The sequence below is a fragment of the Bradyrhizobium sp. LTSP857 genome (assembly GCF_000938285.1).
Lineage (GTDB): Bacteria > Pseudomonadota > Alphaproteobacteria > Rhizobiales > Xanthobacteraceae > Bradyrhizobium.
Genome location: NZ_JYMS01000049.1, coordinates 303,350 through 318,381 on the forward strand (window position 1 = coordinate 303,350; position 15,032 = coordinate 318,381).

General features: G+C 62.4%; 9 protein-coding genes. 1 reads left to right on the plus strand and 8 read right to left on the minus strand.

Annotated features, from left to right (window positions below; translation table 11 throughout):
* Positions 1–6 precede the first annotated feature (6 nt).
* The 5 genes from rpsJ to rpsL form a co-directional block, all read right to left on the minus strand.
* Complete coding sequence (gene rpsJ / locus UP06_RS34875; RefSeq protein ID WP_002712302.1) at positions 7–315, minus strand: 30S ribosomal protein S10; 309 nt, start codon at positions 313–315, stop codon at positions 7–9.
* An 85-nt stretch (positions 316–400) separates the two neighbouring features.
* Complete coding sequence (gene tuf / locus UP06_RS34880; RefSeq protein ID WP_045008217.1) at positions 401–1,591, minus strand: elongation factor Tu; 1,191 nt, start codon at positions 1,589–1,591, stop codon at positions 401–403.
* 39 nt (positions 1,592–1,630) lie between these two features.
* Entirely contained in the window at positions 1,631–3,703 is a 2,073-nt protein-coding gene (gene fusA, locus UP06_RS34885; RefSeq protein WP_045008218.1) for an elongation factor G, read from the minus strand.
* Between the two features lie 30 nt (positions 3,704–3,733).
* Positions 3,734–4,204: a 30S ribosomal protein S7 gene (rpsG, locus tag UP06_RS34890; protein ID WP_045008219.1), complete on the minus strand. Its 471-nt coding sequence runs from the start codon at positions 4,202–4,204 to the stop codon at positions 3,734–3,736.
* 15 nt (positions 4,205–4,219) lie between these two features.
* Positions 4,220–4,591 (minus strand): 30S ribosomal protein S12, encoded by a 372-nt coding sequence (gene rpsL, locus UP06_RS34895; protein WP_007603006.1) that lies wholly within the window; start codon positions 4,589–4,591, stop codon positions 4,220–4,222.
* A 635-nt stretch (positions 4,592–5,226) separates the two neighbouring features.
* Between rpsL and UP06_RS34900 the strand changes: the two genes are divergently transcribed.
* Positions 5,227–6,477 carry an FAD-dependent oxidoreductase gene (locus UP06_RS34900; protein WP_045008220.1) on the plus strand — a complete coding sequence of 417 codons (1,251 nt, stop codon included), beginning with the start codon at positions 5,227–5,229 and terminating at the stop codon, positions 6,475–6,477.
* Here the strand turns inward: UP06_RS34900 and UP06_RS34905 are convergent.
* From UP06_RS34905 to rpoC, 3 genes are all read right to left on the minus strand, one after another.
* Positions 6,393–8,423 carry an ABC transporter ATP-binding protein gene (locus UP06_RS34905; RefSeq protein ID WP_045008221.1) on the minus strand — a complete coding sequence of 677 codons (2,031 nt, stop codon included), beginning with the start codon at positions 8,421–8,423 and terminating at the stop codon, positions 6,393–6,395. The two genes, UP06_RS34900 and UP06_RS34905, sit on opposite strands and share 85 nt — an antisense overlap.
* A 134-nt stretch (positions 8,424–8,557) precedes the next feature.
* Entirely contained in the window at positions 8,558–10,618 is a 2,061-nt protein-coding gene (locus UP06_RS34910; RefSeq protein WP_045008222.1) for an FAD-dependent oxidoreductase, read from the minus strand.
* A gap of 192 nt (positions 10,619–10,810) precedes the next feature.
* Entirely contained in the window at positions 10,811–15,007 is a 4,197-nt protein-coding gene (gene rpoC / locus UP06_RS34915; RefSeq protein WP_045008223.1) for a DNA-directed RNA polymerase subunit beta', read from the minus strand.
* Between the last annotated feature and the right edge of the window lie 25 nt (positions 15,008–15,032).

Here is a 15,032-nt window from a genome sequence, read left to right on the forward strand (position 1 = left end):
AAAATCTTAGAGCTTGATCTCGACGTCGACACCGGCGGCCAGGTCGAGCTTCATCAAAGCATCGACGGTCTGCGGGGTCGGATCGACGATGTCGAGCAGGCGCTTGTGAGTGCGCATCTCGAACTGCTCGCGGCTCTTCTTGTCGACGTGCGGCGAACGGTTGACGGTGAACTTCTCGATGCGGGTCGGCAGCGGAATGGGTCCGCGAACCTGCGCACCGGTGCGCTTCGCCGTGTTCACGATCTCGCGGGTCGACGTATCGAGGATACGATGGTCGAACGCCTTGAGACGGATACGAATATTTTGGCCGTTCATTGCCGTGTCTTTCTTAGTGAGTGGCGAGTAGCGAACAGCGAATGGATTTCATCCACTCGCCACTCGCCATTCCCTATTTGCGTAGTTACTCGATGATCGAGGCGACGACGCCGGCGCCGACGGTACGGCCACCTTCGCGGATCGCGAAGCGGAGCTTCTCTTCCATCGCGATCGGCACGATCAGGTGCACTTCCATCGCGATGTTGTCGCCCGGCATCACCATCTCGGTACCTTCCGGCAGATGCACGACACCGGTCACGTCGGTGGTGCGGAAGTAGAACTGCGGACGGTAGTTGGTGAAGAACGGGGTGTGGCGACCGCCCTCTTCCTTGGTGAGGATGTAGGCCTCAGCCTTGAACTTGGTGTGCGGCTTGACCGAACCCGGCTTGCAGAGCACCTGGCCGCGCTCGACGTCCTCGCGCTTGGTACCGCGGAGCAGCGCACCGATGTTGTCGCCGGCCTGGCCCTGATCGAGCAGCTTGCGGAACATTTCGACGCCGGTGACCGTGGTCTTCTGGGTCGCACGCAGACCGACGATCTCGATTTCCTCGCCGACCTTGACGATGCCGCGCTCAACACGGCCGGTCACCACGGTGCCGCGGCCCGAGATCGAGAACACGTCTTCCACCGGCATCAGGAACGGCTGGTCGATCGGACGCTCCGGCTGCGGAATGTATTCGTCGACCTTCGCCATCAACTCGAGAATGGCGTCATGGCCGAGCGTCTTGTCCTTGTCTTCGAGGGCGGCCAGAGCCGACCCCTTGACGATCGGGATGGTGTCGCCGGGAAAATCGTACTTCGAAAGCAGCTCGCGAACTTCGAGCTCGACCAGCTCGAGCAGTTCCGGATCGTCGACCATGTCGCACTTGTTGAGGAACACGACGAGCGCGGGCACGCCGACCTGGCGGGCGAGCAGGATGTGCTCGCGGGTCTGCGGCATCGGGCCGTCAGCAGCCGACACGACCAGAATCGCGCCGTCCATCTGGGCAGCGCCGGTGATCATGTTCTTCACATAGTCAGCGTGGCCGGGGCAGTCGACGTGGGCGTAGTGGCGGTTCTTGGTCTCGTACTCGACGTGAGCGGTCGAGATGGTGATGCCGCGCGCCTTCTCTTCCGGCGCCTTGTCGATCTGGTCGTACGCCGTGAACGTCGCACCGCCGGTCTCGGCGAGGATCTTGGTGATCGCAGCCGTCAACGACGTCTTGCCATGGTCGACGTGACCGATGGTGCCGATGTTGCAGTGCGGTTTGTTACGTTCAAACTTTGCTTTGGCCATTTGACTCTCCGTTCAATCGTCAGCTCGAGACGACGATAATCAGGCAAACTTCTTTTGGACTTCTGCCGACACGTTCGCCGGCGCTTCTGCGTAGTGGTCGAATTGCATCGTGAAGGTTGCGCGACCCTGGCTCATCGAGCGCAGGTTATTCACGTAACCGAACATGTTCATGAGCGGCACCATCGCGTTGATGACGTTGGCGTTGCCGCGCATGTCTTGACCCTGGATCTGACCGCGCCGGGAATTCAGGTCGCCGATGACCGAGCCGGTGTAGTCTTCCGGGGTCACCACTTCGACCTTCATGATCGGCTCGAGCAGGACGGACTTGCCCTTCTGCAAGGCTTCGCGGAATGCCGCGCGCGATGCGATTTCGAAGGCGAGCGCCGACGAGTCGACGTCGTGATACTTGCCGTCGACGAGCTGAACCTTGACGTCGACCACGGGGAAGCCCGCGACGACACCAGAGCCCATCACGCTGTTGAGGCCCTTTTCGACGCCGGGGATATATTCCTTCGGCACCGCGCCGCCGACGATCTTCGACTCGAACTCGTAGCCCTTGCCGGGCTCGTTCGGCTCGACGACGATCGACACTTCGGCGAACTGACCGGTACCGCCGGTCTGCTTCTTGTGGGTGTACTTGACCTCGGCCCTCTTGGTCACGCGCTCACGGAACGCCACCTGCGGTGCGCCGATGTTCGCATCGACCTTGTAGGTGCGGCGGAGGATGTCGACCTTGATGTCGAGATGGAGTTCGCCCATGCCCTTGAGGATGGTCTGGCCGGACTCCTGGTCGGTCGACACGCGGAAGGACGGATCCTCCGCGGCGAGCTTCGCCAGCGCCACGCCCAGCTTTTCCTGGTCGGCTTTGGACTTCGGCTCGATCGCGATCTCGATGACCGGCTCGGGGAATTCCATCTTTTCGAGGATCACCGCCTTGTCGGGATCGCACAGCGTGTCACCGGTGCGCGCTTCCTTCAGGCCTGCCAGCGCGACGATGTCGCCGGCATAGGCTTCCTTGATGTCTTCGCGGTTGTTCGCATGCATCAGCAACATGCGGCCGATGCGCTCCTTGCGGTCGCGCGTCGAATTGATGACACCGGTACCCGACAGCAGCGTGCCGGAATAGATACGGCAGAAGGTGATGGTGCCGACGAACGGGTCGTCCATGATCTTGAACGCCAACAGAGCCAGCGGCTCCTTGTCGTCCGGCAGACGAACGACCTCGTTACCGTCTTCATCGACACCCTTGATTGCGGGCACGTCGACCGGCGAAGGCAGATAATCCACGACCGCGTCGAGCAAGGGCTGCACACCCTTGTTCTTGAACGCCGAGCCGCACAATACCGGGAAGAACGCGCCAGTCAGCACGGCCTTGCGGATCAAGCGCTTCAACGTCGCCTCATCGGGCTCGTTGCCGTCGAGGTAAGCGGCAAGAACTTCGTCGTCGAGCTCGACGGCGGCTTCCAACAGCTTCTCGCGATATTCCTTGGCCTTCTCGACCATGTCCTCGGGAATATCGATGTCGACGAACTTGGCGTCGAGCTTCTCTTCTTCCCAGACCACGCCCTTCATACGGACGAGATCGACCAGACCCTTGAAGTTGTTCTCGGAGCCGATCGGAAGCTGGATCGCGATCGGCTTTGCACCGAGGCGATCGATAATATCCTGCATGCACTTGTAGAAGTCGGCGCCGGTCTTATCCATCTTGTTGGCGAAGACGATGCGCGGAACCCTGTACTTGTCGCCCTGGCGCCAGACGGTCTCGGTCTGAGGCTCGACGCCCTGGTTGGAGTCGAGCACGCACACGGCGCCGTCGAGCACGCGCAAGCTGCGCTCGACCTCGATGGTGAAGTCGACGTGGCCGGGAGTGTCGATGATGTTGAGACGCTTGCCTTCCCAGAACGCGGTGGTCGCGGCCGACGTAATCGTAATGCCGCGCTCCTGCTCCTGCTCCATCCAGTCCATCGTCGCGGCACCTTCGTGCACTTCGCCGATCTTGTGGCTCTTGCCGGTGTAATAGAGGATGCGCTCGGTGGTCGTGGTCTTGCCGGCATCGATATGCGCCATGATACCGAAGTTGCGGTAATTCTCTATGGCATGAACGCGGGGCATGGAGTGTTCCTTAGATTCCGTGTGTCGCCGTTACCAGCGATAGTGCGAGAAGGCACGGTTGGCTTCCGCCATCCGGTGCACGTCTTCGCGCTTCTTGACGGCGTTACCCCGGCTGTTCGATGCGTCCAGAAGCTCGGCCGAAAGCCGCTCGGTCATCGTCTTCTCGTTGCGCTCGCGCGCAGCCGAAATCAGCCAGCGAATGCCCAGCGCCTGCCGGCGCACCGAGCGAACCTCGACCGGAACCTGATAGGTCGCGCCGCCGACGCGGCGGGAGCGCACTTCGATCGTCGGCATGACGTTCTCGAGTGCCTGCTCGAACACGCCGAGCGGGTTCTGCTTGGTCTTGGATTCGATGAGGCCGAGCGCACCGTAGACGATGCCTTCGGCAACCGACTTCTTGCCGGCATACATCACCGAGTTCATGAACTTGGTGATGATGATGTTCCCGAACTTGGGATCCGGCAGAACTTCGCGCTTTTCCGCTGAGTGACGACGAGACATGGACCTGGTTCCCGCTTACTTCGGACGCTTGGCGCCGTACTTCGAACGGCGCTGCTTACGGTTCTTGACGCCCTGGGTATCCAGAACGCCGCGGAGGATGTGGTAGCGCACGCCGGGCAAGTCCTTGACGCGACCGCCGCGGATCATGACCACCGAGTGCTCCTGGAGGTTATGGCCCTCGCCGGGGATGTAGCCGATCACCTCGAAGCCGTTGGTCAGGCGCACCTTGGCGACCTTACGAAGCGCCGAGTTCGGCTTCTTCGGGGTCGTGGTGTAGACGCGCGTGCAAACGCCGCGCTTCTGCGGCGACTGCTGCAGCGCCGGCACCTTCTTGCGCGACTTCTGCACTTCCCGCGGTTGTGCGATCAGCTGGTTGATCGTCGGCATTCTGGCCTTCACCCTTTTTCTGCCGCGGCCCGTGACCGGGTCCGCAAATTCTTCTCAAGCAACCCGCCCGACGGGGCCGCCACGCACGGAACATCCGCACAAAGCGAAATCGCGCCAACCGCTCATCACTGAGTGGAAAGCGCTTCGACGCCACAGAGGACCGCAGTCTTGGGCCGACCAGCAAATGCTGCGGCCCACGCACCGAGGTCATGCATCCGAGTTCGATCTCAAGAGAACGTGCTCAAGAGAACTAAAATCGCCTGGCATTGCCTAGCTATAATCGACAGCGTTTGAGCGGCATTCGTCGAGGTTGGTGCCTGCCGAGCGATCCCAAAGGGATCAGGCAGGTGCTCCGTACCGACGTTGGCGATGCTCACCGCCTGTCGTTAAGTGAGGGGGTTCTATAAGTGGGAATCGATCAAGTCAAGGCGAAACGACAGTCACGAAGCGCTGGTTGCGCCTGTCAAAATCGCCGCTTAGCCGCCCTCACCCCGCTTTCTGCATATGGGATCGAAGCGCCCGTTCTGCCACCCAAAGAATAATTATATCCGGGTAAAATATACTTTTATAACCAGTGCTAAGGCTTTTTTTCCTCTTCGTGCGTCAATCTGCCCCCTTCGGCAGAGACAGGCGTCATGCGGTACACCGACATTGCCATCATCGGCGGGGGACTTGCCGGCTCGACCGCCGCCGCAATGCTCGGCCGAACCGGCATTTCGACCGTGCTGATCGATCCGCATGCGACCTATCCGGCCGATTTTCGCGTCGAAAAACTCAGCGGTCACACCCAGGTCGAGCGATTCCTGCGGACCGGAATCGCCGACTCAGTGCTGCGCCGCGCGACTTTTGCCGGCGAAAACTGGATCGCGCGATTCGGTCATCTCCTCGACAAGGCGCCGAGCCGGCAGTTCAACATCCTCTACGATTCCCTGGTCAACGCGGTCCGCGACGAGATCCCCGAGAATGTCGAGCGCGTCTGGGCCAAGGCGGTGTCGATCGAAACGAGCCCGGAGCGGCAGAGAATCACGCTCGCCAACGACACGACGGTCTCGGCCCGCCTCATCGTGCTCGCCAACGGATTGAACGTCGGCCTGCGCCACCAGCTCGGCATCACACGCAAGGTCATCAGCGCCTGCCATTCGATCTCGATCGGGTTCGACATCGTGCCGGCCGGACGGACCTCGTTCGATTTTCCGGCACTGACCTATTTCTCGGAGCGGCCGAGCGACCGCATCCCCTACATCACGCTGTTTCCTATCGGCACGCGGATGCGTGCTAACCTCTTCGTCTACCGCGGCTTCGACGATCCCTGGCTGCGTGAGCTGCGCCGCGCACCTAGCGAGACGCTGGACGCCGCTCTGCCGCGGCTGAAGCGCATCACCGGCCCCTTCGACATCGCCAGCGAGATGAAGATCCGCCCGGTCGATCTCTATGTGAACGACGCCAGCCATCAGCCTGGCCTGGTGCTGGTGGGCGACGCCTTCTCGACCTCCTGCCCGGTCGCCGGCACCGGCTGCGACAAGGTGTTCACCGACGTCGAGCGGCTCTGCAACGTCTACGTCCCGCAGTGGCTGGCTTCCGACGGGATGGACGCGGACAAGCTCGCCGCCTTCTACGCCGATCCGGTCAAGCGGGCTTGCGATGAATGGTCGGCGGCAAAGGCGTTCGACTTCCGCTCCGTTTCGGTCGCGACGAGCCCGTACTGGACGGCGCAACGCTGGGCGCGCTTCTTCGCATGGTCGACCCAGGGACTATTGCGGCGGCTTGGCGGCGTGGTCCATCTGGAGCCGAACTTCCTCGGTCACTCCTCCTCGTCGTCCTCGTCCTCATCATCCGCGTCGAGATCGTCCTCGTCGTCATCATCGTCGCTGTCGTCGTCGGCGTGAGCCGTAGCGCCGTGGGGCTGGTGGATCTGATCGTTCCACAGCTGGCGATAGGTACCGTTCTTGGCGAGCAGTTCGGCGTGCGAGCCGCGCTCGATCGCCCTGCCCCCTGAAATCACGATGATCTCGTCCATCTCGACCACCGAGGTCAGGCGGTGGGTCGACCAGATCATGGTGCGGCCCTTGGCGACCTTCAGTAGCGTGCGGTTGATCGCGGCCTCCGTGGTCTGGTCCAGCGCCGAGGTCGCCTCATCCAGCAGCAGCACGGAGGGATTGCGGATGACCGCGCGCGCGATCGCGATGCGCTGGCGCTGGCCGCCCGACAAGGTATCGCCGCGCTCGCCGACCGGCGTGTCGTAGCGCTGCGGCAGGCTCATGATGTAGCGGTGGATCTCGGCCTTCTTGGCCGCCTCCGCCACCTCCTCGTCGGTCGCGCCCTCCTTGCCGAGGCGGATGTTCTCGCGGATCGACATGTTGAACAGCATGTTCTCCTGGAACACGACCGCCATGCTCCGGCGCAGCGAATCCAGCGTCACCTTGCGGACATCGACGCCGTCGATGGTGACGCGCCCCTCGTCCGGCACATAGAGCCGCAGGATCAGATTGAGCAGCGTGCTCTTGCCGGAGCCTGAGGGGCCGACGATGGCGATGCGCTTGCCGACGTTGAGCTTGAGGCTGAGATTGTCCAGCACCGGCGTCTGGCTGCCCTCGTACTGGAACGTCACATGGTCGAAGGTGATGTCATGGGTGATGCGCGGCAGATCGGGCGCGCCGGCGCGATCGGCGCCGCGTGTCGGTTCGTCCAGGAGTTCCTGGATGTGGCGGACCGCGGCGGCCGAGGAGATCGACACCGGGATGAAATGCATGACATGGGCGATGTTGTAGGACACCTCCCAGAACGCGCTCTCGAAGGTGACGAAGGTGCCGATGGTGATCTGGCCCTTGGTCGCCAGATAGGCGCCGATCGCGAGCACCACGAGGTGCAGCAGCAGCACCGAGATGGTGACCGTCCGCTCCACCATGGTCGACAGGAACGCCGCCGACGCCATCCTGTTGCGGGTCTCGTCGTTGCGGAAGCTGAAGAAGCCGAACATCCTGCGTTGCAGGCTGAACGCCTTGATCACGGCCTGTGCCGCCACGTTCTCCTGCACCATGCCGAGCAGCGCGGATTCATTGAGCTTCTGCTCGTAATTCGCCTGCACCGCCTTCGGCGTCAGCATGCGCGGGCCGATCAGCGTGATCGGAAACACCAAGAGCGCGACCACCGCAAGCTGCCAGTTGAGGAAGAACATCAGGATGATGCCGGCGATCAACTCCAGGAACGGCAACGCCGCACTGTTGGCGAAGGTCTTGACCGAGCCTTCGAAGGCAGCGAGGTCGACGGAAAAGCGCGACAGGATTTCGCCGCGCTTGGTACGGCCGAAATAGGCCGCCGGGAGGTCCTGGACGTGCTCGAACAGCCGTTTGCGGACATCGGCGATGATGCAGGCAGCTAACCGCGCGTCCCAGCGCTCGTACCAGACCGCCACGATCGAAGTGAAGATGCCGGCGACCGCGAGCACACCGAGGATCTTGTACAGCGCCTGGAAGTCTTCCTCGCCGAGCGCGTCGTCGATCAGGAATTTCAGGCTGAGCGGCATGATGACGTTGAACAGCGTCTCGACCATGACGCCGAACGCTACATACGCCAATGTCCGCTTGTAGTTGGAGAGATGGGGTTTGACGAAACCCCAGATGGTTGCGAGCGCGCCGGCGGCTTCGCGGGCGGTAAAGACGACGAGGTCCTCGTCCTCATCGTCGTCGTCGAGCTCAAGCTCGTCGTCCTCGTCTTCGTCGTCCTCGTCTTCTTCAAGCTCGGGCTTGTCTGCGGCCACGAGTTTGTCTTCCAGCTCCGTCGCCTCTTGCGCAGCGAGCTTCTGTTTGTCGGGAGAGAGAGGCCTGGACGCCATGAAACCAACCGATGCTGACGGCCGGCATGACCGCAGAGAAAGCAGAGAAATAGCGGACGGCCGCTATTGCACCGATTCTATGCGATCAGGACGAATTCGGCAAAGCAATTGGCGAGTTCATCCGATCCCAAGGGCTAGTCGTCGCCTTCGTCCTCGACCTTGTCGAAGAACGAATAGCGCAAGCTGTCGGCGTCGGCATACCATTGACCCGGGCCCTTGTTGGCGGCGAGCGTCGCCTCCCAGAGCGCGTCGGTGCAGTCCTTGCGGTGCATCGCAAGATCGAAGCCGTTGCCGAAGAACAGCTCGGACCATTCCCACCAGGTGCCGAGCTTCTTGACGCCGCGCAACAAATCGTAGCGATCGATCAGCGCAGGCGCCATGTCCGAAGTCACCGAGCCGAATACGACGCCGGTCCTGACCACGCGGTTCAGCTCCTTGATCGCACGGACCACCTGCTTCGGGGAAATATGGCAGAGGCTGGTCTCGAACACGAAGTCGAACGCGCCGTCCTTGAACGGCATGTCGGTGATCGAGCCGAGCTTGTTGTACTTCTTGAGCGCCTTCGGCGTCCTGGCGTGGACGGCGCGGTTGTTCTCGATGCCGTAGGCATCGATGCCGCGCTCGCGCAGCGCGCCAACCAGCTCGCCGCTCGCGGAGCCCGCGACCAGCAGCTTGGCACCCTTCGCCTTGCCCCAGACGATGCCGATCAGTTTTGTCAGATAGTCGGGATCCGTGAACTGCTGCCACGCTTCGCCGTAAGGGCCCTGGCCGCGATAGTTCTCGAAATAGTCGCGGTCGATCTTGTTCGACAGCGGCTTCGCATCCTGGCTGCGCGCGCGGCGCAGGCGCATCATCTCGGTCAGGATGATGTCGGTTGCCGCATCCGAAGAGTCGAGCAGACCGTTCAGCGTCGAGTCGAACAGATAGTCGCCGACCACCACGATGCCGGGATGCTCCTTCGGCTCGGGCCGGTGATTGGTCATGACGTCGCGCACGGGCAGACCACCCGGAATAGCGTTCACCGACGACAGCCAGCGGTGGATCTTGCCTTCCATAAAATGCGCGCGCGCATTGCCGAGCGAAGCCGGCAGCGATTTCAGCGCGGCCTCGATCAGCTCCTGGTCCGACAAATTGGCGAAGGCCAGCGCGTCGGAGCCGGGAATCAGCCAGTTCAGCACGCCGTGCTTGCCGACGTCGTGGCGCGCGCCCTCGTTGTAGACGCAGCAGCCGCCGAAGGCTTCCGACATGAACCAGGCGCCGGAAATCTTGTCGCCCCAGAACGGCGTATCGAACAGGACCGAGACGCGCAAATAATGCGCCGGCCGATCGAAATAGGAGACGTGCTTGACCATCGACTTGCGGAGCTGCTCGCCTTCCCAGCCCATGGTCGCAAGCCAGGAATGCGGCAGGCAGACCAGCACGAGATCGAAGTCGCGCGTCTCCGGTCCCTTGCCGTTCATCATCTTGAGCTGATAGCGCCCGGTCGACGCCTTGCCGACGGCGAGCACACGGTGATTGAGCTGGATGTCGGCATTGACTTCCAACTGAAGGCACTCGACGATCTGCTCGTTGCCGTTCTGGATGGAGTAGAGGCCGATATAGCCGTCGACATCCATCAAATAGTTCTTGAGCGCGTTGAGCCCGTTGGTGTTGTGGCTCTCGGTGGCGAGGTCGGAGCGCGCCATCACCTTGAAGAAACGCTTTGCGGTCTCGTCCTCGACTTCTTCATCGAGCACCTGCTCGGCGGTCTTGTAGGCCCAGGGATTCTCGTTGTCGTGTGCGCCGACGCCTTCGTAATATTCGATCGGCGACATCTTGTCGGCGCAACGCTTGCGGAACGCCTCGATTGCGGCCGCGGTCTTCGCACCGTATTTGCGGCGCATGCCGGCGACGTCGTTGAGGAGCTCGCCGCCGAACTGCACCTGCTCGGCGTCCATCGGAATGGTCTGCAAGCCAAAATGCTGGATCAGCTCGCGCAGCGGGTCGGGCCCGGTCATCGAGTAGTCGTAGATCTCGGCGACGCCGGCCTCGTACATCGCGGGCGCGGAATCGAATTTGCGCGTGACGATCTTGCCGCCGAGCCGGTCCGAGGCCTCATAGATGGTGATGCGGCAGAGGTCGCCAAGCTTACGCTTCAGGTACCAGGCGCTCATCAGCCCGCCGGGGCCGCCGCCAACGATTGCGAGATCAAGCATGTCAGTTCCGTGGTCTCCGGCCGTGCCCCCGTCACGGGACCACCGGTCTAAGCTCCCTTAGCAGAAGCTCTTTTCCGCCTGAAGGAAAGATGAACAAAGGTTGGTCCTGCACCGCAGCAAGCAAACAAAGCAGCAAAAAGGCCGGCTTGCGCCGGCCTTTTCATTGTCCTCGGTATTCTTACGGATGAACCGTCATTCCGCGGGCGGCAGCGCCATGGGCTCTACTTCCGGCGCCGGCGGCACGACAGCCGCCTGCTTCTCGCGCTCGTCGAGGATCATCTTGTCGCGCTTCACGGCGACTTCGCGGATCTTGGCCATAGAGGCGCCGGTGCCTGCCGGGATCAGCCGGCCGACAATGACGTTCTCCTTGAGACCCTCGAGCGGATCGACCTTGCCGTTGACCGCCGCTTCCGTGAGGACGCGGGTGGTCTCCTGGAACGAGGCCGCCGAGAAGAAGGAGCGGGTCTGGAGGCTCGCCTTGGTGATGCCGAGCAGAACCGGCGTCCCCGTGGCGATCTTCTTGCCCTCTTCCTTGGCCTTCTCGTTGATCTGGTCGAACTCGATCTTGTCGATCTGCTCGCCCGAGATCATGTCCGTGTCGCCCTGGTCGGTGACTTCCACCTTCTGGAGCATCTGACGGACAATCACCTCGATGTGCTTGTCGTTGATGAGCACGCCCTGGAGCCGGTAGACCTCCTGGATCTCGTTGACCAGATAGGCCGCGAGCTCCTCGATGCCCTTGACCGCCAGAATGTCGTGCGGTGCCGGGTTGCCTTCCACGATGAAGTCGCCCTTTTCGACGACGTCGCCGTCCTGAAGGTGGATGTGCTTGCCCTTCGGGATCAGGTACTCGCGTGCCTCGTCGGTCTTGTCCATCGGCTCGATCGAGATGCGACGCTTGTTCTTGTAGTCGCGCCCGAACCGGATGGTGCCCGCGATTTCGGCGATGATCGCCGCATCCTTCGGACGCCGTGCCTCGAACAATTCCGCCACCCGCGGCAGACCGCCGGTGATGTCGCGCGTCTTGGCGCTTTCGGTCGAGACACGGGCGAGGATGTCGCCCGCCTGGACCTTGGCTCCGACGTCGACCGACAGAATGCCGTCGACCGACAGCATGTAGCGGGCATCGCCGCCACGGGCGAGCTTAAGGACCTTGCCGTCCTTGCCCTTGACCACGATGGCCGGACGCAAGTCCGCGCCGCCGCGCTGCGAGCGCCAGTCGATGACCACGCGCTTGGCGATACCGGTGGCTTCGTCCAGCGTTTCCGTGATCGACTGCCCCTCGACCAGATCCTCGAAGCCGATGGTGCCTTCGACCTCGGTGAGAAGCGGACGGCTGTAGGGATCCCACTCCGCGATACGCTGGCCGCGCTTGACGGAGTCGCCCTCGTCGACATGCAGGCGCGAACCGTACTGGATACGGTGCGTCGCACGCTCGGTGCCTTCGGCATCGACGATCGCCACCACCATGTTGCGCACCATCGCGACCAGATGGCCTTCGCTGTTACGGGCGATGGCCTTGTTCCGGATCACGATCTTGCCGTCGAAATTGGATTCGACGAACGATTGCTCATTGAGCTGCGCCGCACCGCCGATGTGGAAGGTGCGCATGGTGAGCTGGGTGCCCGGCTCGCCGATCGACTGCGCCGCGATGACGCCGACCGCTTCGCCGTGGTTGACCGGCGTGCCGCGGGCGAGGTCGCGGCCGTAGCACTTGCCGCAGATGCCGTTGACGAGCTCGCAGGTCAGTGCCGAGCGGATCTTCACCTCCTGGACGCCACCCTGATGGATGGCATCGAGATGGCTTTCTTCCATCAAGACACCGCGCTTGATGATCACCTTGCCCGAGCTGTCACGCACGTCTTCGCAGGCCGTGCGTCCGAGGATGCGCGAGCCGAGCGAAGCGACCACGGTGCCGGCATCGATGATGGCGCGCATCTTGATGCCGAGCTTGGTGCCGCAATCGTCCTGCGTGATGATGCAGTCCTGCGCCACGTCGACCAGACGCCGCGTCAGGTAGCCGGAGTTCGCGGTCTTCAACGCGGTGTCCGCGAGGCCCTTACGGGCGCCGTGGGTCGAGTTGAAGTACTCGAGCACCGAGAGGCCTTCCTTGAAGTTCGAGATGATCGGCGTCTCGATGATCTCGCCCGACGGCTTGGCCATCAGGCCGCGCATGCCGGCGAGCTGGCGCATCTGCGCCGGCGAACCACGCGCACCGGAGTGCGCCATCATGTAGATCGAGTTGATGTCGGCATCCGCTCCGCTCGCCGTCTTCTTGGTCGAGGAGATCTCCTTCATCATCGCCTTGGCGATTTCCTCGGTCGCCTTCGACCAGGCGTCGACGACCTTGTTGTACTTCTCGCCATGGGTGATCAGACCGTCGTTGTACTGCTGCTCGAAATCCTTCGCCAGCGTACGGGTGGCATCGACGATCTTCCACTTGGAGTGCGGCACGACCATGTCGTCCTTGCCGAACGAGATGCCGGCCTTGAACGCGTTGTAGAAGCCGAGTGCCATGATGCGGTCGCAGAAGATCACCGTCTCCTTCTGACCGCAGTGGCGGTAGACTTGGTCGATCACGCCGGAGATTTCACGCTTGGTCATCAGCTTGTTGATGATCTCGTACGAAATCCGCGGGTTCTTCGGCAGCAGATTGCCGAGCATGACGCGACCCGCAGTGGTCTCGATCCAGCGCGTCGAGACCTTGCCGGTCTCATCCATGCCCTGCCACCGATACTTGATCTTGGTGTGGAGGTGGATGACCTTCGCGTGCAGGGCATGCTCGAGCTCGGCCATGTCGCCGAACCGCTTGCCTTCGCCGGGCAGGCCTTCCCGCATGACCGAGACGTAATAGAGACCGAGCACGATGTCCTGCGACGGCACGATGATCGGCTGACCGTTTGCCGGATGCAGGATGTTGTTGGTCGACATCATCAGGACGCGCGCTTCCAGCTGCGCTTCGAGCGACAGCGGAACGTGCACGGCCATCTGGTCGCCGTCGAAGTCGGCGTTGAACGCGGCGCAAACCAGCGGATGAAGCTGGATCGCCTTACCCTCGATCAGCACCGGCTCGAACGCCTGGATGCCCAGGCGATGCAGCGTCGGCGCGCGGTTCAAGAGCACCGGATGCTCGCGGATCACCTCGTCCAGGATGTCCCAGACCTCGGGCCGCTCCTTCTCGACGAGCTTCTTCGCCTGCTTGACGGTGGTGGACAGACCCTTGGCGTCAAGCCGCGAATAGATGAACGGCTTGAACAGCTCGAGCGCCATCTTCTTCGGCAGGCCGCACTGATGCAGGCGCAGCTCGGGACCGACCACGATCACCGAACGGCCCGAATAGTCGACGCGCTTGCCGAGCAGGTTCTGGCGGAAGCGGCCCTGCTTGCCCTTGAGCATGTCGGCGAGCGACTTCAGCGGACGCTTGTTGGCACCGGTGATGACGCGACCGCGGCGGCCGTTGTCGAACAACGCGTCGACGGCCTCCTGAAGCATGCGCTTCTCGTTGCGGATGATGATGTCCGGCGCGCGCAGCTCCATCAGCCGCTTCAAGCGGTTGTTGCGGTTGATGACGCGGCGGTAGAGGTCGTTGAGGTCCGAGGTCGCGAAGCGGCCGCCGTCCAGCGGCACCAGCGGACGCAGGTCCGGCGGGATCACCGGAACCACGGTCAGGATCATCCATTCCGGCTTGTTGCCGGAGTGGCGGAACGCTTCGACGATCTTCAGGCGCTTGGCGAGCTTCTTGTGCTTGATGTCGGAGTCGGTCTCCTGCATCTCCGCGCGCAAGGTCAGCTCGAGCTTCTCGAGGTCCATGCCCTTGAGCAGCTCGCGGATCGCTTCCGCGCCGATCATGGCAGTGAAGGAATCCTGGCCGTACTCGTCCTGCGCCTTCAGATACTCGTCTTCCGACAGCAGCTGACGGTCCTTCAGCGCGGTGAGGCCCGGCTCGAGAACGACGTAATATTCGAAGTAGAGGATCCGCTCGAGATCCTTCAGCGTCATGTCCAGCAGAAGGCCGATGCGCGAGGGCAGCGACTTCAGGAACCAGATGTGGGCAACGGGCGCCGCGAGCTCGATATGGCCCATGCGCTCGCGTCGGACGCGCGACAGCGTGACCTCGACCGAGCACTTCTCGCAGATGATGCCCTTGTACTTCATGCGCTTGTACTTGCCGCACAAGCACTCGTAATCCTTGATCGGCCCGAAGATGCGCGCGCAGAACAGGCCGTCGCGCTCGGGCTTGAAGGTACGGTAGTTGATGGTCTCCGGCTTCTTGATCTCGCCGTACGACCAGGACAGAATCTTCTCGGGGCTCGCGATCGAAATCCGGATCTGGTCGAAGACCTGAGCCGGCGTCGTCGGGTTAAAGAGATTCATAATTTCTTGGTTCATCGTCTTCTCCTCGCGTGCCGGTCGC